The organism is Citrobacter sp. Res13-Sevr-PEB04-36, from assembly GCF_015672735.1.
Lineage (GTDB): Bacteria > Pseudomonadota > Gammaproteobacteria > Enterobacterales > Enterobacteriaceae > Citrobacter.
Genome location: NZ_JADABY010000057.1, coordinates 1 through 20,576, shown reverse-complemented (window position 1 = coordinate 20,576; position 20,576 = coordinate 1). Strand labels below are relative to the sequence as shown.

Annotated in this window: 21 protein-coding genes; 16 read left to right on the top strand and 5 right to left on the bottom strand. The window is 50.9% G+C overall.

The features are described from left to right. The first annotated feature begins 199 nt into the window (after positions 1-199). A complete protein-coding gene (gene exbB, locus IMQ48_RS16695) occupies positions 200-934 on the top strand; it encodes a tol-pal system-associated acyl-CoA thioesterase (RefSeq protein ID WP_196209913.1) in 735 nt (244 codons plus the stop codon). Positions 935-940: 6 nt separating this feature from the next. Next, entirely contained in the window at positions 941-1,366 is a 426-nt protein-coding gene (gene exbD / locus IMQ48_RS16690; RefSeq protein ID WP_196209912.1) for a TonB system transport protein ExbD, read from the top strand. A 66-nt stretch (positions 1,367-1,432) separates the two neighbouring features. Here the strand turns inward: exbD and IMQ48_RS16685 are convergent, their stop codons facing one another. Beyond that, entirely contained in the window at positions 1,433-1,840 is a 408-nt protein-coding gene (locus tag IMQ48_RS16685) for a cytoplasmic protein (RefSeq protein WP_196209911.1), read from the bottom strand. Position 1,841: 1 nt separating this feature from the next. Further along, positions 1,842-2,246 carry a hypothetical protein gene (locus IMQ48_RS16680; protein ID WP_196209980.1) on the bottom strand — a complete coding sequence of 135 codons (405 nt, stop codon included), beginning with the start codon at positions 2,244-2,246 and terminating at the stop codon, positions 1,842-1,844. Positions 2,247-2,351: 105 nt separating this feature from the next. Here IMQ48_RS16680 and IMQ48_RS16675 point away from each other — a divergent pair, with 105 nt between their 5' ends. Both IMQ48_RS16675 and IMQ48_RS16670 read left to right on the top strand, forming a co-directional pair. Next, positions 2,352-2,855 (top strand): ESA_00282 family adhesion-associated protein, encoded by a 504-nt coding sequence (locus IMQ48_RS16675; protein WP_196209910.1) that lies wholly within the window; start codon positions 2,352-2,354, stop codon positions 2,853-2,855. A gap of 70 nt (positions 2,856-2,925) precedes the next feature. Then, positions 2,926-3,420 (top strand): TIGR00645 family protein, encoded by a 495-nt coding sequence (locus IMQ48_RS16670; protein ID WP_115257490.1) that lies wholly within the window; start codon positions 2,926-2,928, stop codon positions 3,418-3,420. Between the two features lie 52 nt (positions 3,421-3,472). Here the strand turns inward: IMQ48_RS16670 and IMQ48_RS16665 are convergent, their stop codons facing one another. Next, positions 3,473-4,513, bottom strand: a complete 1,041-nt coding sequence (locus IMQ48_RS16665; protein ID WP_196209909.1) for an aldo/keto reductase — start codon at positions 4,511-4,513, stop codon at positions 3,473-3,475. A 515-nt stretch (positions 4,514-5,028) separates the two neighbouring features. On the opposite strand from IMQ48_RS16665, the gene IMQ48_RS16660 reads away from it, so the two are divergent. The 10 genes from IMQ48_RS16660 (at position 5,029) to hybG (ending at position 13,794) form a co-directional block, all read left to right on the top strand. After that, on the top strand, positions 5,029-6,669 hold the full coding sequence (locus tag IMQ48_RS16660) for a methyl-accepting chemotaxis protein (protein WP_196209908.1): 1,641 nt from the start codon (positions 5,029-5,031) through the stop codon (positions 6,667-6,669). A gap of 85 nt (positions 6,670-6,754) precedes the next feature. Then, positions 6,755-7,042 (top strand): DUF2623 family protein, encoded by a 288-nt coding sequence (locus IMQ48_RS16655; RefSeq protein WP_096755675.1) that lies wholly within the window; start codon positions 6,755-6,757, stop codon positions 7,040-7,042. A gap of 188 nt (positions 7,043-7,230) precedes the next feature. Beyond that, a complete protein-coding gene (gene hybO, locus IMQ48_RS16650) occupies positions 7,231-8,349 on the top strand; it encodes a hydrogenase 2 small subunit (protein WP_196209907.1) in 1,119 nt (372 codons plus the stop codon). A gap of 2 nt (positions 8,350-8,351) precedes the next feature. Then, the gene (hybA, locus tag IMQ48_RS16645; protein ID WP_196209906.1) at positions 8,352-9,338 is read left to right on the top strand and encodes a hydrogenase 2 operon protein HybA; all 987 of its coding nucleotides are present in this window, start codon (positions 8,352-8,354) and stop codon (positions 9,336-9,338) included. Beyond that, the gene (gene hybB / locus IMQ48_RS16640; RefSeq protein WP_196209905.1) at positions 9,328-10,506 is read left to right on the top strand and encodes a Ni/Fe-hydrogenase cytochrome b subunit; all 1,179 of its coding nucleotides are present in this window, start codon (positions 9,328-9,330) and stop codon (positions 10,504-10,506) included. Before hybA ends, hybB begins: the two co-directional genes overlap by 11 nt. Continuing rightward, positions 10,503-12,206: a hydrogenase 2 large subunit gene (gene hybC, locus IMQ48_RS16635; RefSeq protein WP_196209904.1), complete on the top strand. Its 1,704-nt coding sequence runs from the start codon at positions 10,503-10,505 to the stop codon at positions 12,204-12,206. The genes hybB and hybC overlap by 4 nt, the downstream gene beginning before the upstream one ends. Then, positions 12,206-12,700, top strand: a complete 495-nt coding sequence (locus IMQ48_RS16630) for a HyaD/HybD family hydrogenase maturation endopeptidase (RefSeq protein ID WP_196209903.1) — start codon at positions 12,206-12,208, stop codon at positions 12,698-12,700. Before hybC ends, IMQ48_RS16630 begins: the two co-directional genes overlap by 1 nt. Beyond that, entirely contained in the window at positions 12,693-13,181 is a 489-nt protein-coding gene (hybE, locus tag IMQ48_RS16625; protein ID WP_196209902.1) for a hydrogenase-2 assembly chaperone, read from the top strand. Before IMQ48_RS16630 ends, hybE begins: the two co-directional genes overlap by 8 nt. Beyond that, complete coding sequence (hypA, locus tag IMQ48_RS16620; RefSeq protein WP_196209901.1) at positions 13,174-13,515, top strand: hydrogenase maturation nickel metallochaperone HypA; 342 nt, start codon at positions 13,174-13,176, stop codon at positions 13,513-13,515. Before hybE ends, hypA begins: the two co-directional genes overlap by 8 nt. 30 nt (positions 13,516-13,545) lie before the next feature. Further along, positions 13,546-13,794 (top strand): hydrogenase maturation factor HybG, encoded by a 249-nt coding sequence (hybG, locus tag IMQ48_RS16615; protein ID WP_096755683.1) that lies wholly within the window; start codon positions 13,546-13,548, stop codon positions 13,792-13,794. Between the two features lie 82 nt (positions 13,795-13,876). Here hybG and yghU read toward each other — a convergent pair whose 3' ends face one another. Further along, positions 13,877-14,743: a glutathione-dependent disulfide-bond oxidoreductase gene (gene yghU / locus IMQ48_RS16610; protein WP_196209900.1), complete on the bottom strand. Its 867-nt coding sequence runs from the start codon at positions 14,741-14,743 to the stop codon at positions 13,877-13,879. A gap of 218 nt (positions 14,744-14,961) precedes the next feature. On the opposite strand from yghU, the gene IMQ48_RS16605 reads away from it, so the two are divergent. Continuing rightward, the gene (locus IMQ48_RS16605) at positions 14,962-17,250 is read left to right on the top strand and encodes an FdhF/YdeP family oxidoreductase (RefSeq protein ID WP_196209899.1); all 2,289 of its coding nucleotides are present in this window, start codon (positions 14,962-14,964) and stop codon (positions 17,248-17,250) included. 152 nt (positions 17,251-17,402) lie between these two features. Further along, positions 17,403-19,265: a bifunctional glutathionylspermidine amidase/synthase gene (gss, locus tag IMQ48_RS16600; RefSeq protein WP_196209898.1), complete on the top strand. Its 1,863-nt coding sequence runs from the start codon at positions 17,403-17,405 to the stop codon at positions 19,263-19,265. A gap of 951 nt (positions 19,266-20,216) precedes the next feature. Here the strand turns inward: gss and IMQ48_RS23115 are convergent. Then, the coding region (locus IMQ48_RS23115) for a hypothetical protein (RefSeq protein WP_230326455.1) at positions 20,217-20,576 on the bottom strand (360 nt) is incomplete at its 5' end.

Below are 20,576 nucleotides of genomic sequence, written 5' to 3'. Positions count from 1 at the left end.
CGGCGACGCATCCTGCAGAAGGGTCATAAAGTAGAAAATAGTCCCAAAATGTGTCTGCTGACTTTTTTACTGCGTAAGCGCAAGGAAAAGAAACCAAAGGTGCGGCACTATGTAAATAGTAATGAGAACGACTATCAATTCGACGTCGTTTTGATATCATTACGCTCAGATTTTGTGATTTGCGTCCTGGAGATACAGAGTGGGTAATAATTTGATGCAGACGGACCTTTCCGTTTGGGGTATGTATCAGCACGCCGATATCGTGGTTAAGTGCGTGATGATTGGACTGATTTTGGCGTCCGTGGTCACCTGGGCTATCTTCTTTAGTAAGAGCCTTGAGTTCTTTACGCAGAAGCGTCGTCTTAAGCGCGAACAACAACAGTTGGCTGAAGCCCGCTCTTTAGATCAAGCTAGTGAGATTGCCGCTGGATTCGATGCCAAAAGCCTGGGCGCGATGTTAATTAACGAAGCGCAGAACGAGCTGGAACTGTCAGAAGGCAGCGATGATAACGAAGGGATTAAAGAACGTACCGGGTTCCGCCTGGAACGTCGCGTTGCAGCTGTAGGGCGTCATATGGGGCGGGGTAATGGATACCTGGCGACCATTGGGGCTATCTCTCCCTTTGTGGGTCTGTTCGGTACAGTATGGGGCATCATGAATAGCTTCATCGGTATTGCACAAACGCAAACAACGAACCTGGCAGTGGTTGCGCCGGGAATTGCAGAAGCGCTGCTGGCAACTGCGATTGGTCTGGTTGCCGCTATTCCTGCTGTTGTTATCTACAACATCTTCGCCCGTCAGATTGGCAGCTATAAAGCCATGCTGGGTGATGTTGCGGCACAGGTGCTGTTACTGCAAAGTCGTGATCTGGACCTGAACGCCAGTGCTGCGGCACATCCGGTACGTGCGGCGCAAAAATTACGTGTAGGATAATGTTCCATGGCAATGAGTTTTAATGAAAACCTGGACGATAACGGTGAAATGCACGACATCAACGTCACGCCGTTTATCGACGTTATGTTGGTATTGTTGATCATCTTTATGGTGGCCGCGCCGCTGGCAACGGTGGATGTGAAGGTGAATCTCCCTGCATCGACCAGTACGCCGCAGCCGCGTCCTGAAAAGCCGGTTTACCTGTCAGTGAAAGCGGATAACACGATGTTTATCGGCAACGATCAGGTGACCGATGAAACCATGATTAGTGCGCTAAACGCGCTGACGGAAGGCAAGAAAGATACCACTATCTTTTTCCGCGCCGATAAAACCGTCGACTATGAAACCATGATGAAAGTGATGGATACGCTGCACCAGGCCGGTTTCCTGAAGATTGGTTTGGTCGGTGAAGAGACCGTGAAAGCGAAGTAATCTCTGTTGCCGGGTGAGGGCCTACGCCTTACCCGGCCTCCTGTTTTTAATTCTTTCCCCATTCCCTCATTTCTTTTCGTCCAGCGCGACGGTGGTCACTCTGGTTGCAGTGTAACTCCCTTCAGACAGCTTACGCGTCAGGCGCAATGTGGCGGTTTCACGCGCGAGTATATGTTGGTAGGTGCTTTCCAGACGGGCCATGATTTTGTCCCGCAGTTGCGGCTGTTGGGCAATAATAGCCTCAATAGCAGAACCGTAGATCTCTTCTTTGGCCTGCAGGGCGTAAATTTCACGGCGATTTTGCCACTTCATACGTACCAATGCGGCGGGAATAGAGACCATCTCCTGAGCCACGCTTTCCAGCGTGGCGTTTTTATTAGCAATCAAGACATCCAAATTATGCTTTAAGACAAATTCATCACTTTTATGGCTGTCTAAAGCCAAATAAACGTTGTTATCTTCAACATCTTTCATTTTATTTCTCTTCCAGAGAATAAAAAATGGGATCGCTGGTTTCGCGTGTAATTAAATTAAGCCAAATTTTATTGCCCTGCTCATTTATTAGCATGGTGTTTTTAGCCAAAATTTTACTTAATTCTTGTGCGTTAATGTCACCTTCGGATTGTAAGGAATTTAGCAGTCGGGTGAATGATTCAATTTTCGCTGCGCGAAAAAGGCGCTCTTTTAAATGACGGTCGCACTCTTCAAATAACATGTTTCGTGCCTGACCGGTTGCAGAGGTACTAATTAAAATATCTGCTTCATAATCGCTTAAAGTTGTCTTTCCCTGAGTCAAATTTTCACTATTTTCTGCGGTGTCAGTTTTTGTCGGGGATGTGGATAAATGAAAACGAGAGGGAACAAGATGCTCGGGAAGCATGTTGAAATATCCTTTACTGCCAGTGAGGTGAGTTTTTTTAATAAGACAGGCTGCGTTGACAATAGCATGGGGTAATTTTAAAATCAAAAAAAATGGAGCCTGTATATGAACAGTATATTTTATTCTGTTATTACCCTGCTATTGCTTACCTGCGGGGTTCTTGTGCTGATGCGTGGTGCAAATAAAAATCGATCGAATGAGGGACTTACCTCTTATCCCAAACTGGAAACGCTGAGTAAAGAAGAGGGGGAAGATCATTTCTCAGCGCTGATGAATTCGATTACTCCGGTTTGGTATTGGCGCGTTAATCATGAGTATATCGATTTTATTCACTCGACAATAAAGCGGATGACCATGGTGGAGTTAAATGAAACACCGGGGTTATTTGATGCGCAGCGGCGCTGCAGCGATCTCAATTCAGCGGTCTACAAATATTACGACAACATCAAAAAACGCTGCCTGAGCGGAGAGAAAGTCCCACATGCCGATCTGGACGTGCTCAATTTGCGTCAATGCTTCAGGGAGTTCAGTCTGGAAGCCTATCCTGCACTTGTCGCGCTGGTGTGGCCGGAGTTCCAGCGTCCGCCGCTCCACGCGGAAGATGTTTGAGGCGTATGTTGTTTCGATGTTGCACAATTGCGATATACTACTGCCCGGTTTAGTTACAAGACAGGATCATATGGAACGTTTTCTGGAAAACGCAATGTACGCGTCCCGCTGGCTGCTTGCGCCCGTGTATTTTGGCCTTTCTCTTGCTTTGGTTGCCCTGGCGCTGAAATTCTTTCAGGAGATCTTTCACGTTCTGCCCAATATCTTTTCGATGGCAGAAGCCGATCTCATTCTGGTACTACTGTCGCTGGTTGATATGACCCTGGTCGGTGGGTTACTGGTCATGGTGATGTTCTCCGGCTACGAGAATTTTGTCTCACAGCTGGACATTACTGAAGGTAAAGAGAAACTGAGCTGGCTGGGTAAGATGGATGCCACGTCGCTAAAAAATAAGGTGGCGGCGTCTATCGTGGCCATTTCTTCCATCCATTTATTGCGTATTTTTATGGATGCTAAAAATGTCCCTGATAACAAGCTGATGTGGTACGTCATCATCCACCTGACCTTTGTGCTCTCAGCCTTTGTGATGGGGTATCTGGATCGACTGACGCGCCACAATCACTAAATCAATACCGCCGGGTCGGCAATTCATCCGCCCCGGCATACTGTTTAGACACTTATTTGTCTGATGAGGCCTGCCACAGATTGAGCTTGCCGTCGGCGACATGCTTATCTATCTGCGCCAGTTCTTCAGTGCTGAACGTCAGGTTATTCAGTGCTTGAACGTTTTCTTCCAGTTGCTCAGGACGGCTGGCGCCGATTAAGACTGACGTTACGCGGTTATCTTTGAGTAACCAGCTTAATGCCATTTGCGCCATCGACTGGCCGCGCCGTTGCGCCATCTCGTTCAGCAACCGCAGGCTGTTAAGATTTTCTTCCGTCAGCATATTTTCCGTCAGGCCGCGGGCTTTTTTCCCTTCACGCTGCATGCGCGATCCTTCTGGAATACCGTTCAGATATTTCCCCGTCAGCAACCCCTGAGCCAGCGGAGTAAAGGCGATGCAACCAATACCATTCGTGTCCAGCGTATCCAGCAAGCCACTGCTGTCGACCCAGCGGTTAAGCAGGTTGTAGGACGGTTGGTGGATCAGCAACGGAATTTTCCACTCCCGCAGCAGGTCGGCCATTTTTTGCGTGCGTTCCGGGGAATAGGATGAAATACCGACATACAGTGCTTTGCCACTTTGTACGGCGTGAGCCAGCGCCGCGGCGGTCTCTTCCATTGGCGTACTTTCGTCAACGCGATGAGAATAGAAAATATCGACGTAGTCGAGCCCCATTCGTTTCAGACTTTGGTCGAGGCTTGCGAGCAGATACTTGCGCGAACCGCCAGAACCGTACGGCCCCGGCCACATGTCGTAGCCTGCTTTAGTGGAGATGATTAACTCGTCACGGTACTGCGCAAAATCTTCACGCAGTAATCGACCAAAGTTCTCTTCAGCGCTTCCCGGCGGTGGCCCGTAGTTATTGGCTAAATCAAAATGCGTGATGCCTAAATCAAATGCTTTGCGCAGCAGGGCACGCTGTGAATCCAGTGCTTGAACGTGTCCAAAACTGTGCCATAAACCCAACGAAAGTGCGGGCAATCGCAAACCGCTGCGACCACAGTAGCGATAGAGCATCTGTTCATAACGTTCAGGGTTGGCAAACCAGGCCATGAGATCTCCTTAGTGCAGGTGAATTTCAAAACGACGTTTCTATTCTAGCTGCTTCATGATGATTATCCCGTTCACCAGGTCACATTGGGATGAAAAACTGGGCAAAAATAGGCTGCTGTAATTTGCTTGAAAAAACATCACTCAGACGTGATTCGATACCGTGTTTGAGTCTATTTCACGTATATCTACCCCGGTGTGAATCGGGATTTTCACCCTGATTCGATACCCTGTTATGATAAAGCTGTCGCTGATTTAGTCCGGGAACGCGCTATCTCATAGTTTGAGAAATATTTACTTTATAAAACATGGTATTGCTTAATACATTTGATTGGTTATCTGAATAATAATGCTACCTAATTTCATTAGCATTCATATTGATATAACCTGAAGGGTTATCAGAAACACTTAAAAAAGTAAAAAAATAAAGAACGCATTATATCTTCTTCGTGACCTGCCGATAACAAGGATAAGTCTCGCCTGATGGCGAAATCCTCATCTACGGCAAGGAAACTATTATGCGTTTGCTGAAAAACTTCACTATTCGTATTGTTATGCTGGCAATACTGGGACTATTTTGCTTGCTCTGGTCGGGCGTGGGGTTATTCAGTCTCCATTCTTTATCCAAAATATCAGAAGGAAACGATATTGACCGCCATCTCGTACAGCAGATGACGATCCTCAGTCAGGGTAACGATCAGTACTTTCGTTTTGTGACGCGGTTAAGTCGTGCTGTGGATGTCAAAATTGGCGGTGGAACACCTGACTTTGGCCCTGCGCAACAATCGCTGGATGGCATGCGTAGCAAACTTGAGCAGATGAAAACGCTGTCTCCGGGGCCGATGGATCCTGAAACTGCCGCTGCGGTGCTGACGACATGGCAAGCGCTGCTGGACAAAGGCGTGATCCCGCAAATGCAGTTGGCGCAGCAGGGCTCTCTCACCGCGTGGTCAGAGCATGCCAGCACCGTTACACCTGCGCTGAGCCGTGAATTTGGTGCCAGTGCTGAGCGGTTTAATACCACCGCTGGGGAGCGACTGGATGCGACACGCATTATGGTTGATGGTAAAACGTCGATTATCCGCACGTTAATTATCACCGCCGTCATCCTTGGCATCGCCATCCTTATCTTTACCGATCGCTATCTCGTGTCAATGATGGTGAAGCCGCTGGCGCGTATTCGCCAGCAGTTCCGCCAGATTGCCCAGGGCGACCTCAGCCATCCGATTGAAGAATTTGGTCGTAACTGCGTGGGACAACTGGTGCCTTTACTCAGCGCGATGCAGGACAGCCTGCGTGAAGCCGTCAGTACGATTCGCTCAGGTAGCGACAATATCTGGCGCGGCGCGACGGAGATTTCCAGCGGCAATAACGATCTCTCTTCGCGTACTGAAGAGCAGGCCGCGGCGCTGGAAGAGACCGCAGCAAGTATGGAGCAGCTCACTGCCACAGTAAAACTGAACGCCGAAAATGCGCGTGAGGCCAGTCAGCTTGCCGGTACGGCATCAGAGACGGCTGGCAAAGGCAGTACGCTGGTTTCACAGGTGGTGGATACCATGGACGGGATTGCCGCCAGCTCTAAACAGATCGCCGAAATTACCTCGGTCATTAACAGTATCGCGTTCCAGACCAACATTCTGGCGCTCAATGCTGCTGTCGAAGCTGCCAGAGCGGGTGAGCAGGGGCGCGGTTTTGCGGTGGTTGCCGGTGAAGTGCGTAATCTTGCCAGCCGTAGCGCAGGTGCGGCGAAAGAGATTGAGACATTGATTGGCGAATCGGCGCGCCGTGTCGATCAGGGGGCGCGTTTGGTCAAGGAGACCGGCTTGACGATGGACGCTATTCTGCGAGGCGCGACCGAAGTGACGGCGATAATGAAACAAATCGCTTCCGCCTCTGAAGAGCAGAATAAGGGTATCTCGCAGGTGAGCGTGGCTATCACGCAAATGGACAGTGTGACCCAGCAAAACGCCGCACTGGTGGAACAGGTATCGGCGGCGGCAGTGGCGCTGGAGCGACAAACCGAAGACCTGCAGCGTGCCGTTCAGCAGTTCCGGCTTTCCGCAAGTGACGTACAGCATGCACCAACCAACACCGTTTTACCCGCTGAACAAAGCGCCGCGCCTAAAGCATCTAAACCCGATGAATGGGTAGCCTTTTAATCTGGCACAAAAAAGTGCGTGATATCTCTGGTCTTTGCTTAAAAAATCGCTATATAATTTATTATATAGCGATTGGAGATTATGCATGGACAACCATTTCGGTAAGGGCCTGATGGCCGGATTAAATGCGTCAAGTGCGGACAGCGCTCGGACGGTGGCGAATTTTTGTGCTGATTATAAGCGCGGCTTTGTGCTGGGTTTCTCACATCGGATGTTTGAAAGAACAGGCGATCGGCAGCTGAGTGCGTGGGAGGCGGGGATCCTCACGCGCCGCTACGGGCTGGATAAAGAAATGGTGATGGATTTCTTCAAGGAGAACCAGTCCAGTACAACAATTCGCTTTTTCATGGCCGGCTATCGGCTCGAAGCTTGATCCAAAAGGGGTATTATCTTGCTTTAATTAATTACACTATTGACCTACACCTTCGTTTTGTTGCCCTGCCGAAGTATTATAATGCACATAACCATATAAAAAGTGTGGTAATGGCGCGCCGATCGCAATAAGCAACATGCGAATGGTGCAAAATAAAAGCCAGGTCTTCGCAACGGAATAACAATAAAATGACTGGAGATAACTCTCTTATCAATTCGAACGGCATTAACCGCCGTGATTTCATGAAGCTTTGTGCAGCATTGGCCGCTACCATGGGGCTCAGTAGCAAAGCCGCCGCAGAAATGGCGGAATCAGTATCCCGCCCTCAGCGCCCACCGGTCATCTGGATTGGTGCTCAGGAATGTACGGGTTGTACTGAATCGCTACTTCGTGCGACACACCCTACTGTGGAAAACCTTGTCCTGGAGACTATCTCTCTGGAATACCATGAGGTGCTTTCCGCTGCTTTCGGCCACCAGGTCGAAGAGAACAAACATAACGCTCTGGAGAAGTACAAGGGGCAGTATGTTCTGGTTGTAGATGGTTCTATCCCACTAAAAGATAACGGTATTTACTGCATGGTTGCCGGTGAGCCTATTGTGGATCATATCCGCAGGGCGGCCGAAGGCGCTGCGGCGATCATTGCTATCGGCTCGTGTGCTGCGTGGGGTGGCGTTGCCGCCGCTGGCGTTAACCCAACAGGGGCCGTCGGTTTGCAGGAAGTTCTGCCAGGCAAAACCATCATCAATATCCCAGGCTGTCCGCCGAACCCACATAACTTCCTCGCGACCGTCGCACACATCATCACCTACGGTAAGCCGCCGAAGTTGGATACCAAAAACCGTCCGACATTTGCCTATGGTCGTCTGATTCACGAACATTGCGAACGTCGTCCGCACTTTGATGCGGGTCGTTTTGCTAAAGAGTTCGGTGATGAAGGCCACCGTGAAGGTTGGTGTCTCTACCATTTGGGCTGTAAAGGACCTGAAACTTACGGTAACTGCTCGACGTTGCAGTTCTGCGATGTTGGCGGCGTTTGGCCAGTAGCTATCGGTCATCCTTGCTACGGTTGTAACGAAGAAGGCGTCGGTTTCCATAAAGGTATTCACCAACTCGCTTCTGTGGAAAACCAAACTCCGCGTTCAGAGAAGCCGGATGTCAACCTGAAAGAAGGTGGCAACATTTCTGCTGGGGCTATTGGGCTGCTGGGTGGCGTAGTAGGACTGGTGGCCGGCGTCAGCGTGATGGCGGTACGTGAACTGGGACGTCAGCAAAAGAAAGATAACGCTGACTCACGGGGAGAATAACCGTGAACAGACGTAACTTTATTAAAGCAGCTTCTGGCGGAGCATTGCTGTTGGGCGCGGTGCCGTCCGTCAGCCATGCGGCTGCAGAAAACCGTCCGCCGATCCCGGGATCTCTGGGGATGCTCTATGACTCGACGCTGTGCGTAGGCTGTCAGGCCTGTGTCACCAAGTGTCAGGATATCAACTTCCCGGCACGTAACCCTGAAGGGGAACAGACCTGGTCGAACAACGACAAACTGTCACCGTACACCAACAACATTATTCAGGTGTGGCGTAGTGGAACAGGCGTTAACAAAGACCAGGAACAGAACGGCTACGCGTACATCAAGAAACAGTGCATGCACTGTGTCGATCCGAACTGCGTTTCTGTTTGTCCGGTCTCAGCGCTGAAAAAAGATCCGAAAACCGGCATCGTCCATTATGACAAAGATGTCTGTACCGGCTGCCGTTACTGCATGGTCGCCTGCCCGTACAACGTGCCTAAATACGACTACAACAACCCGTTTGGTGCACTCCATAAGTGTGAGTTATGTAACCAGAAAGGTGTAGAGCGTCTGGATAAAGGTGGTTTACCGGGCTGTGTAGAAGTGTGTCCTGCCGGCGCGGTGATTTTTGGTACGCGTGAAGAGCTGATGGCTGAGGCGAAAAAACGTCTGGCGCTGAAGCCTGGCAGCGAATACCACTATCCGCGTCAGACGGTGAAAGCTGGTGATACCTATCTGCACACGGTGCCGAAATATTACCCGCACCTGTACGGTGAGAAAGAAGGCGGCGGTACGCAGGTATTGGTACTGACAGGCGTTCCTTATGAAAATCTGGATCTCCCACAGCTGGCTGACCTGTCAACCGGTGCGCGTTCTGAGCATATTCAACACACCCTGTATAAAGGCATGATGCTGCCATTGGCTGTGCTGGCGGGTTTAACCGTGCTGGTTCGTCGTAACACGAAAAACGACCATCACGACGGAGGAGACGATCATGAGTCATGATCCTAAACCGCTGGGCGGAAAAATAGTCAGTAAACCGGTTATTATTTTTGGGCCGCTTATCATCCTGTGCATGCTCCTCATCGTGAAGCGTCTGGTATTCGGATTGGGCTCAGTCTCCGATCTGAACGGCGGTTTCCCATGGGGCGTGTGGATTGCATTTGACCTGTTGATTGGCACCGGCTTTGCTTGTGGTGGCTGGGCGCTGGCATGGGCGGTCTATGTTTTCAATAGAGGCCAATACCATCCGCTCGTTCGTCCGGCATTGCTGGCGAGCCTGTTTGGTTATTCTCTGGGTGGTCTGTCGATTACCATCGACGTAGGCCGTTACTGGAACCTGCCGTACTTCTACATTCCGGGCCACTTTAACGTGAACTCGGTGCTGTTCGAAACGGCGGTTTGTATGACCATCTACATCGGCATCATGGCGTTGGAATTTGCGCCGGCCTTGTTTGAACGCCTGGGGTGGAAAGTGCCTCTCAAGCGTCTGAACAACGTGATGTTCTTTATTCTCGCCCTCGGCGCGCTGCTGCCGACAATGCACCAGTCTTCAATGGGTTCATTGATGATTTCTGCGGGTATTAAGGTTCATCCGCTGTGGCAAGCCTATGAAATGCTGCCGCTGTTCTCAGTGCTTACCGCCTTTATAATGGGCTTCTCGATCGTCATCTTTGAAGGTTCGCTGGTACAAGCTGGCCTGAAGGGGAATGGGCCGGACGAGAAAAGTTTGTTCATCAAGCTGACGAATACGATTAGCGTCCTGCTGGCGATCTTCGTGGTTCTGCGCTTCGGTGAACTGATCTATCGGGACAAGCTATCGTATGCGTTTGCAGGCGATTTCTACTCAGCCATGTTCTGGCTTGAAGTTGTGCTGATGGTCTTCCCGCTGGTAGTACTGCGTATCGCGAAGCTGCGAAATGACTCGCGCATGCTGTATCTGTCTGCGCTGAGCGCATTGCTGGGTTGTGCGACATGGCGTCTGTCTTATTCGCTGGTGGCGTTCAATCCTGGTGGTGGCTACCACTACTTCCCGACCTGGGAAGAACTGTTGATTTCTATTGGTTTTGTGGCTATTGAGATTTGTGCATACATCGTACTCATTCGTCTACTGCCGATACTTCCTCCTTTAAAACAAAACGATCAAAATCGTCATGAGGCGAGCAAAGCATGAGCCAGAGAATTACTATTGATCCGGTAACCCGTATTGAAGGCCATTTACGCATCGACTGCGAAATCGAAAATGGCGTGGTATCAAAAGCATGGGCATCCGGTACCATGTGGCGCGGCATGGAAGAGATCGTGAAGAATCGCGATCCGCGCGATGCGTGGATGATTGTGCAGCGTATTTGTGGTGTTTGTACCACCACGCACGCTATTTCTTCCGTACGTGCGGCAGAAAGTGCACTGAACATTGATGTTCCTGTGAACGCACAGTACATCCGTAACATCATTCTGGCGGCGCACACCACGCATGACCATATCGTGCACTTCTATCAGCTGTCTGCGTTGGACTGGGTGGACATCACCTCCGCACTGAAAGCCGATCCGGCGAAAGCCTCGGCGATGCTGAACGGCGTGTCGACCTGGCACCTGAACAGCGCGGAAGAGTTCACCAAAGTTCAGAACAAGATCAAGGACCTGGTTGCCAGCGGTCAGTTAGGTATTTTTGCCAACGGCTGCTGGGGCCATCCGGCAATGAAATTACCGCCGGAAGTGAACCTGATTGCGGTCGCACACTACCTGCAGGCGCTGGAATGCCAGCGTGATGCCAACCGTGTCGTGGCGCTGCTGGGCGGTAAAACACCACATATTCAGAACCTGGCGGTCGGTGGGGTTGCGAACCCAATTAACCTCGATGGTCTTGGCGTACTGAACCTTGAACGCCTGATGTATATCAAGTCATTCATCGATAAGCTGAGCGACTTTGTCGAGCAGGTGTATAAGGTGGATACTGCGGTTATTGCGGCATTCTATCCAGAGTGGCTGGAACGTGGTCAGGGTGCGGTTAACTACCTGAGCGCGCCGGAATTCCCGACTGACGGCAAAAACGGCAGCTTCCTGTTCCCTGGCGGCTACATCACCGATGCCGACCTGTCGACCTATCGTCCGATCACCTCTCACTCTGATGAATATCTGATCAAAGGGATTCAGGAGAGTGCGAAACATGCGTGGTACAAAGACGAAGCACCGCAGGCACCGTGGGAAGGGACAACGGTTCCGGATTACACTGGCTGGTCAGAAGATGGCAAATACTCCTGGGTTAAAGCGCCAACCTTCTACGGCAAAACGGTAGAAGTGGGCCCGCTGGCTAACATGCTGTGTAAGCTGGCGGCAAAACGTGAGTCCACCCATGCCAAGCTGAATGAAATCATCGCGATTTACACCAAACTGACCGGTAAAACCATTGAAGTTGCTCAGCTGCATTCGACGCTGGGTCGTATCATCGGTCGTACCGTTCACTGCTGTGAACTGCAGAACGTTCTGCAAAATCAGTATAACGCGCTGATCGTAAACATCGGCAAAGGCGACCACACCACCTTCGTGAAACCGAACATCCCGGCTACCGGCGAATTCAAAGGTGTCGGCTTCCTCGAAGCACCACGCGGTATGCTTTCTCACTGGATGGTGATTAAAGACGGCATTATCAGCAACTATCAGGCGGTTGTACCTTCAACCTGGAACTCTGGCCCGCGTAACTTTAATGACGAAGTGGGACCGTATGAGCGTTCACTGGTAGGCACGCCGATCGCCGATCCGAACAAACCGCTGGAAGTGGTGCGTACTATTCACTCCTTCGACCCTTGTATGTCATGTGCGGTGCATGTGGTGGACGTTGACGGGAACGAAGTCGTCTCAGTTAAGGTTCTGTAATGCGGATATTAGTCTTAGGGGTCGGCAATATTTTGCTGACCGACGAAGCCATCGGGGTACGTATCGTTGAGGCATTAGAGCAACGGTACATCCTGCCTGATTTCGTTGACGTTCTGGATGGCGGTACAGCGGGGATGGAGCTGCTCGGCGATATGGCGGACAGAGATCATCTGATCATTGCTGACGCCATTGTGTCGAGAAAAAGCACGCCGGGAACCATGATGGTCCTGCGGGATGAAGAGATCCCGGCGCTGTTTACCAACAAAATCTCGCCGCACCAGCTTGGCCTGGCCGATGTGTTGTCGGCCCTGCGTTTTACTGGCGAGTTTCCGAAGAAACTGACCCTGGTCGGTGTTATTCCGGAATCGCTGGAGCCGCATATAGGGCTAACGCCGACGGTTGAAGCCATGATTGAACCTGCGCTTGAGCAGGTTCTCGCTGCGCTGCGCGAGTCGGGTGTGGAAGCTGTCCCTCGGGAGGCGGCCCATGTCTGAGGAGTTTTTAGGCTTTCAGACAGCCCCAAAAGCGCAGATTCAGGCAGCATTTGAAGAGGTAGCCCGTCGTTCGATGCACGATCTTTCGTTCTTGCATCCGAATATGCCGGTATATGTCTCTGATTTTACGCTGTTTGAAGGTCAGTGGACGGGGTGTGTAATCACGCCCTGGATGCTGAGCGCACTGATTTTCCCGGGGCCAGATCAGGTCTGGCCCCTGCGTAAAGTCAGTGAGAAAATTGGGCTGCGTTTACCGTATGGTGAGATGACATTTACCGTTGGCGAACTGGATGGCGTATCACAATACTTGTCCTGTTCGCTGATGTCGCCGCTTTCGCACAGCATGTCGGCGCAAGACGGCGTCCGCCTGACTGACGATTGCGCAAAAATGTTGTTATCGCTGCCGGTGAGCGATCCGAACGCTCCGCAACTCGGCCGTCGCGCGCTGCTGTTGGGCCGTCGGAGTTGTGAAAATGCATGAGTTGTCGCTTTGCCAGAGCGCCGTTGAGATTATTCAGCAGCAGGCAGAGCAACACGATGTTAAACGTGTTACCGGCGTTTGGCTGGAAATTGGTGCGCTCTCCTGTGTTGAGGAGAGCGCCGTACGTTTCAGTTTTGACATCGTCTGTCACGGCACGGTCGCGCAAGGATGTGCGCTGCATATTGATTACAAACCCGCCCAGGCCTGGTGCTGGGATTGCAGTCAGGTTGTGGAAATCACTCAGCATGATGCGCAATGTCCACGTTGTCAGGGCGATCGTTTGCGGGTTGAAAGCGGCGATTCACTGAAAGTGAAAAGTATTGAAGTCGAATAGTCCATAGGTTGCTATGGGGCGGAGTCAGATATGTGTATTGGAGTCCCGGGTCAGGTTCTGACCGTCGGTGAAGATATTCACCAGCTTGCGCAGGTTGAAGTGTGCGGTATCAAGCGCGATGTCAACATTGCCCTGATTTGTGAAGGCGATCCGGCTGAGTTGGTCGGGCAATGGGTACTGGTGCACGTAGGATTTGCTATGAGCATCATCGATGAAGATGAAGCCAAAGCCACGTTAGACGCGTTACGCCGCATGGATTACGACGTCACCAGCGCGTGACAACCGGTTTGTTACTGATGGCAGGCCTACGCCTTATATGTAGGCCGGATACGGCATTTATGCCGCCATCCGGCATCTTGCGTTAGCCCTGGCGCTTATCTTCGGTATTGGTATCGAAGTCGCTGGCGTCATGGCGTTCATGAAGCTGCTCGTTCAGCGGCCCGTTGGTACGGTTTACAATACGACCACGCTTAACCGCCGGACGCGCTGCAACCTCTTTGGCCCAACGTTGAACGTGTTTGTAGCTTCCCGCATCAAGGAACTCTGCCGCGTCATAGACGTTGCCCAGCACTACATTGCCAAACCACGGCCAGACGGCCATATCAGCAATAGTATATTCATCCCCCGCCACAAACTGATGTTGCGCCAGTTGCTTATCCAGTACATCGAGTAAACGCTTGGCTTCCATTGTGAAGCGATTGATTGCGTACTCAATTTTCACTGGTGCGTAGTTGTAGAAATGGCCGAAACCACCGCCGAGGAAGGGCGCTGCGCCCTGTAACCAGAATAGCCAGTTCAGTGTTTCAGTGCGTTTTGGCAAATCCTGCGGCAGGAAATAACCATATTTCTCCGCCAGATAAAGCAGGATGGCGCCAGACTCAAACACGCGTACCGGTGGGTTTTGCGAATGGTCACGCAGTGCCGGGATCTTTGAGTTCGGGTTTACTTCGACAAAGCCACTGGAAAACTGGTCACCCTCGCCAATGCGGATAATCCAGGCATCGTATTCCGCGCCTGTCACTCCCTGCGCCAGCAGTTCTTCCAGCATAATCGTTACTTTCTGACCGTTTGGCGTACCCAGCGAATAGAGCTGCAGTGGATGCTTGCCGACAGGCAGCGTTTTCTCGTGGGTGGCCCCGGAAACCGGACGGTTGATGTTGGCGAATGCACCGCCGTTGGATTTATCCCACGTCCAGACTTTCGCGGGCTGATAAGTATTGTCTGACATAGTGACCTGCCTTCTGAGTGGTTGTGTTGAAGCAGTGTAGCAGTTAGGGAAAACTCAATTTAACAGATTGGGACTTTATGTCGCGTTGTGCTGAAAGGGGAAGATAAATCTAACCCGTTCATTGTACGTGGGCCGTACTCCATGAAGAGGAAATCAATGTTGGACGGAAATTGCTACCGTACTCACCATCAATAATTGGCGGTGAAAAAGCAGTAACAATGAAAAATGGTGTTCCAGGAGTAAGCGGTTATCAGGGCCCGGCGGGTGGGTGGGGCGCGGTAAAAGCCGTCACTGCTTCGGTGTTTTCGCAAAAGGCCGTCGCGCGCGACATTATCGCGATGTTCAAAATGAACCAGGTGAAAGGGTTCGATTGCCCGGGGTGTGCGTGGCCCGATCCGAGCCATCGTGCGCCGATGGAACTATGCGAAAACGGCGTAAAAGCAGTGTCCTGGGAAACCACCAGTAAGAAAGCTTCACCTGCATTTTTCAGCCGCCACCCGGTATCGGCACTCTGGCAGTACAGTGATTATGCGCTGGAAAATATAGGCCGTTTGACGCACCCGATGAAATACGATCCCGTGACGGATACATGGCAGGCCGTGGCGTGGGACATTGCGTTTCAGGAAATCGGCGAGCGGCTGCGCAGCTATGACTCTGCACAGCAGGTTGAGTTTTACACCTCTGGTAGAACCTCAAATGAGGCGGCGTTCCTGTATCAACTGTTTGCCCGCGAATACGGCAGCAGCAACTTCCCTGATTGTTCAAACATGTGTCATGGCCCAACCAGTGCCGGGTTGACACGGGCCATCGGACTCGGGAAAGGGACCGTGGAGCTTGATGATTTTGACCAGTGCGATCTGGTGATTTGCATCGGACATAATCCGGGCACCAACCACCCGCGCATGCTAACTACGTTACGCGACGTCGCCAGGCGTGGGGCCAAAATTATCTCCATCAATCCGCTGACCGAGCGTGGACTTGAGCGCTTTAGCTTCCCGCAAAGCCCGAAAGAGATGTTCACCGGCCAGGCGACGGAGCTCAGTAATGACTACTACCAGGTCAAAATGGGCGGTGACGCCTCGCTGCTCAAAGGCATCATGAAGGCGCTGATCGAAATGGATGAAGCGCGGATCTTGCTGGATCAGCAGCCGACGCTCGATCATGCGTTTATCGACGAACATACAGCGGGTTACTCGGCATTATATGACGACCTACGCCAGTGCTGCTGGGCTGAACTGGAGCAGGACTCTGGCCTGACGCGCAGCCAGATGGAAGACCTGGCGCATAGCTATAATAAATCTCGCGCGACCATCATTTGTTACGGACTGGGCATTACCCAGCATAAAAACGGCACCGAAAACGTCCAGCAACTGGTGAATCTACTGTTGTTGAAAGGCAATATAGGCAAACCGGGGGCGGGGATCTGCCCACTGCGCGGGCATTCCAACGTGCAGGGCGACCGTTCCGTAGGGATTAACGAGGCGGCATCAGAAGACTTCTTGCAGCGCCTGGAAGCGCATTTTTCTATCAACGTTTCGCGTCAGCATGGTCGTTCCAGCGTGGAAAGTATTCGGGCGATAGAGCGCGGTGAGGCGAAGGCATTGATTTGCATGGGCGGTAATCTGGCGGTGGCGATGCCTCAGCCGCAGCGTACCTTCGAGGCGATGAAAAAGCTGGATATGCAGGTTCACATTGCGACCAAGCTCAATCGATCGCATTTGCTGCTCGCAAAACACAACTATCTGCTACCCGCGCTGGGCAGAACCGAGCGCGATCTGCAGGCAACAGGGATTCAGTCAGTGACCGTCGAGGATTCTATGTCGATGGTCCACGCCTCCTGTGGCGCGCTGAAACCGGCCTCTCAATGGCTAAAATCTGAACCGGCGATTGTAGCGGGGCTGGCCCGCGCCACGCTTCTCCACTCGCCGGTAAACTGGGAAGCGCTGACCGGGAACTATGCGCTGATCCGCGATGCCATCGAGGCTGTTATTCCGGCGTTTGGCGATTATAACGCGCGTATTACCGAGCCCGGTGGATTTCGTATGGATACGCCGGCTTCGCGGCGTGAATGGCACACCGCAAACGGTAAAGCCAATTTTGTCGTCAGTCGCCAGCGCGCAGTCGAGCGGGAAAACCAGCCTGCTGAGGCGCTGGTGCTGGCCACACTGCGTAGCCACGATCAGTACAACACTACTATTTATGGCATGAACGATCGCTATCGTGGCATTAGCGGGCGACGTGATGTGGTTTTTTTAAGCGCCGTGGAAGCAACGGCCCGCGGGCTGACTCAGGGCGATGTTGTTAACGTTCAGGCGTTGGATGACCACGGTAAGCCTTGCGTGGATCGTATGATGCACGGGCTAACGGTCGTCATTTACGACATGGCGGCGGGTTCGATCGGCGCGTATCTGCCGGAAGCGAATGTGCTGCTGTCGCTCGATGCGGTCGATACGGAAAGTCTGACTCCGGCGTATAAAAGCGTGCCGGTTATCCTCAGTAAAGTGTAGTTCCTGCTACGAATTTTTCGCCTCTGAGCGCCAGCCGCTGCGTTGAGGTGTATGATAAGTCGACCTCTGTCCGGTTAGTGTCGCAGAGCAGGCAATCAGAGCGAAAAATTCACGCCACCCTGCTCAGGCTGTATTGTTTTGAGGTAAGGTGCATGAGCAAAGGAACGACCAGTCAGGATGCCCCGTTCGGGACATTATTGGGCTACGCCCCCGGCGGCGTAGCAATCTACTCTTCAGATTACAGCTCCCTTGACCCACGGGACTACGACGATGATGCTGCATTTCGCAGCTATATTGACGACGAATATATGGGTCACAAATGGCAGTGCGTTGAGTTCGCACGCCGTTTTCTCTTTCTCAACTATGGCGTAGTCTTCACCGATGTGGGCATGGCCTGGGAGATCTTCTCCCTGCGTTTCCTGCGTGAAGTGGTGAACGATAATATTCTGCCGTTACAAGCATTTCCCAATGGCTCACCCCGCGCGCCGGTAGCAGGTGCTTTGCTTATCTGGCAAAAAGGCGGTGAGTTCAACGAAACGGGTCATGTGGCGGTCGTCACCCAGTTGCTGGAAAACAAAATCCGCATTGCTGAACAGAACGTGATCCACACACCGCTGCCTCCCGGACAGCAGTGGACCCGCGAGCTGGAGATGGTGGTTGAAAATGGCCACTACACCCTGCGTGATACCTTTGATGACACCACGATCCTCGGCTGGATGATCCAGACTGACGATACCCGCTACAGTCTGCCGCAGCCGGAGATCGACCACGAGACCCTGAAGATTGGTGGCGCGCGTCTGGAAGATAGCGGGCAGTTCGACGGTAAGTGGTTGAACGAGCAGGATCCGCTGCAAAAAGCCTATGTACTGGCGAACGGGCATGTGATTAATCAGGATCCGCATCAGTACTTCACCATTACTGAAAGCGCGGAGCAGGAGCTAATTAAAGCGACCAACGAACTGCATCTGATGTATCTGCACGCCACCGACAAAGTGCTGAAAGACGATAACCTGTTGGCACTGTTCGATATTCCAAAAATTCTCTGGCCACGCCTGCGCCTCTCCTGGCAGCGTCGTCGCCATCATATGATCACAGGTCGTATGGATTTCTGTATGGATGAGCGCGGACTGAAGGTGTACGAGTACAACGCCGATTCCGCATCGTGTCATACCGAAGCTGGCTTGATCCTTGAGCGCTGGGCTGAGCAAGGCTATCGTGGGCAAGGGCATAATCCGGCAGAAGGGCTGATCAATGAACTGTCCGGTGCCTGGAAGCACAGTCGCGCGCGTCCTTTCGTCCACATCATGCAGGACAAGGATATTGAGGAGAACTACCATGCGCAGTTTATGCAGCAGGCGTTGCACCAGGCCGGGTTTGACAGCAAAATCCTCCGTGGGCTGGATGAACTACGCTGGGATGATGCCGGGCAGTTGATTGACGGCAACGATCGTCTGGTGAACTGCGTCTGGAAAACCTGGGCATGGGAAACCGCGATTGAGCAAGTGCGTGAGGTGAGCGAAACTGAATACGCTGCCGTGCCAATTCGTACCGGACATACTCATCAGGAAGTTCGGCTGATCGACGTGCTGCTGCGCCCGGAAGTGCTGGTGTTTGAGCCGCTGTGGACGGTTATTCCCGGCAACAAGGCCATATTGCCGATCCTGTGGCAACTGTTTCCGCATCATCGTTATCTGCTTGATACGGATTTCACTGTTAACGACGAACTGGCGCGAACCGGTTATGCCGTGAAACCTATTGCAGGACGTTGTGGCAGCAACATCGATCTGGTGAGCCACGAGGAAGAACTGCTCGATAAGACCAGCGGTAAGTTTGCCGAGCAGAAGAACATTTATCAGCAGCTTTGGTGTTTACCAAAGATTGCCGGTAAATATATTCAGGTTTGCACGTTTACCGTTGGCGGTAACTACGGCGGCACCTGCCTGCGTGGCGACGAGTCGCTGGTGATTAAAAAAGAGAGCGATATCGAACCGCTGATTGTGGTGAAGGAGGCGTAACTTTTTAGGTTGGTCTCTGATAGCGGTAAAAAAGCTGGAGCATGTCTCCGGCTTTTTTATGTGTTATACCATTGATTGGAATTATACTTTTTTAGTTATAGTGATTATATTTAATCACGTAGAGCGGATTCGTTTATTCATCTACTAATTCAATGAATGCATTCTGCTTCTATTATTTTCATTTTTTGGTCGTGACTCTAATTTAGTGTCTGAGGTATACGCTGTATTTTGGACGTGAACTCCGAATGGCTACGATTGATATTATCTGTCCTCGTTGTAATGAAACCCGTGGTGTCCGCAGCAATAGGCATTCTGCATCCGATGCCTGACGTTATCGCTGCCAGCTCTGCCTCAAAACTTTTCAGCTTCATTTCCGCGATGTCGCCTCAAAACCCAGCACTCATCAGGCTACCAGATGTGGGTTTGGTTCCTGCTACTGTCTGATAGTTGTTGAACCAGTTTCTTCTGTACCGAGTATCGGTAGGGCAGGTTTTCGAAATTTGACACTCAGCAAGGATCAGAGTGAGACACTCACGGTCTTTCCTCTCGCCTATTCATTATTGAAGAATGATAGTATTTTTATGAGAATAAGAGCCAAAAATATAGAGGTGCCTATATAAAACCCTCGTTCTGTCCAGGTATCCAGACGAAATAATCAATAGACACATAAAAACAAGTAGCCCACCAATAATTGACGCGAGAGTGCCAATTATTTCTTTGACTATATATTTAAAAATACTCTGATTAATTTCATGGGTTTTGTTTTTTTGTCGCCATTTAAAGGCTCTGATAGTATGTTTTATCATTCTATAGAATTTAAATGTAAATAATAAAGGGAATAAAAATAAAGAAATACATGCAGCAATACCTTCCATTGGATTCTCCTCATTTTCTTGCAGAAACCAGCCCCATTGATCATGGGTATACTGATAACTTTGCATTAACCAAGAATCAATAGGAAATAAATAATAAAGTAAGGCTAGCATTAATAATGCCAGGCCAATTCCCGATAAAAAACAAAAAAACAGCCAACAAAAACGTGATATAACGTTTTCGGTGTTGCGTGACGCTTTTTTTTTGAAGTTGTGAGAATAACATTCTATAAATTAAAAATGACAGTAAAAAAATGATGATGTAATAAAACTCATCCGTGGAACTAATTATACATTCTCTGTTTTTTTCCAAAATAATTTCACATAGTAGCAAGGATAGTTTGTATATGATCGAGCTACATAATGCTGCGATAAAGGATGAAAAAGATAAAGCAAGAATATATATTGAAATATTTGTTTTTCTTTCCATGTAGTTACC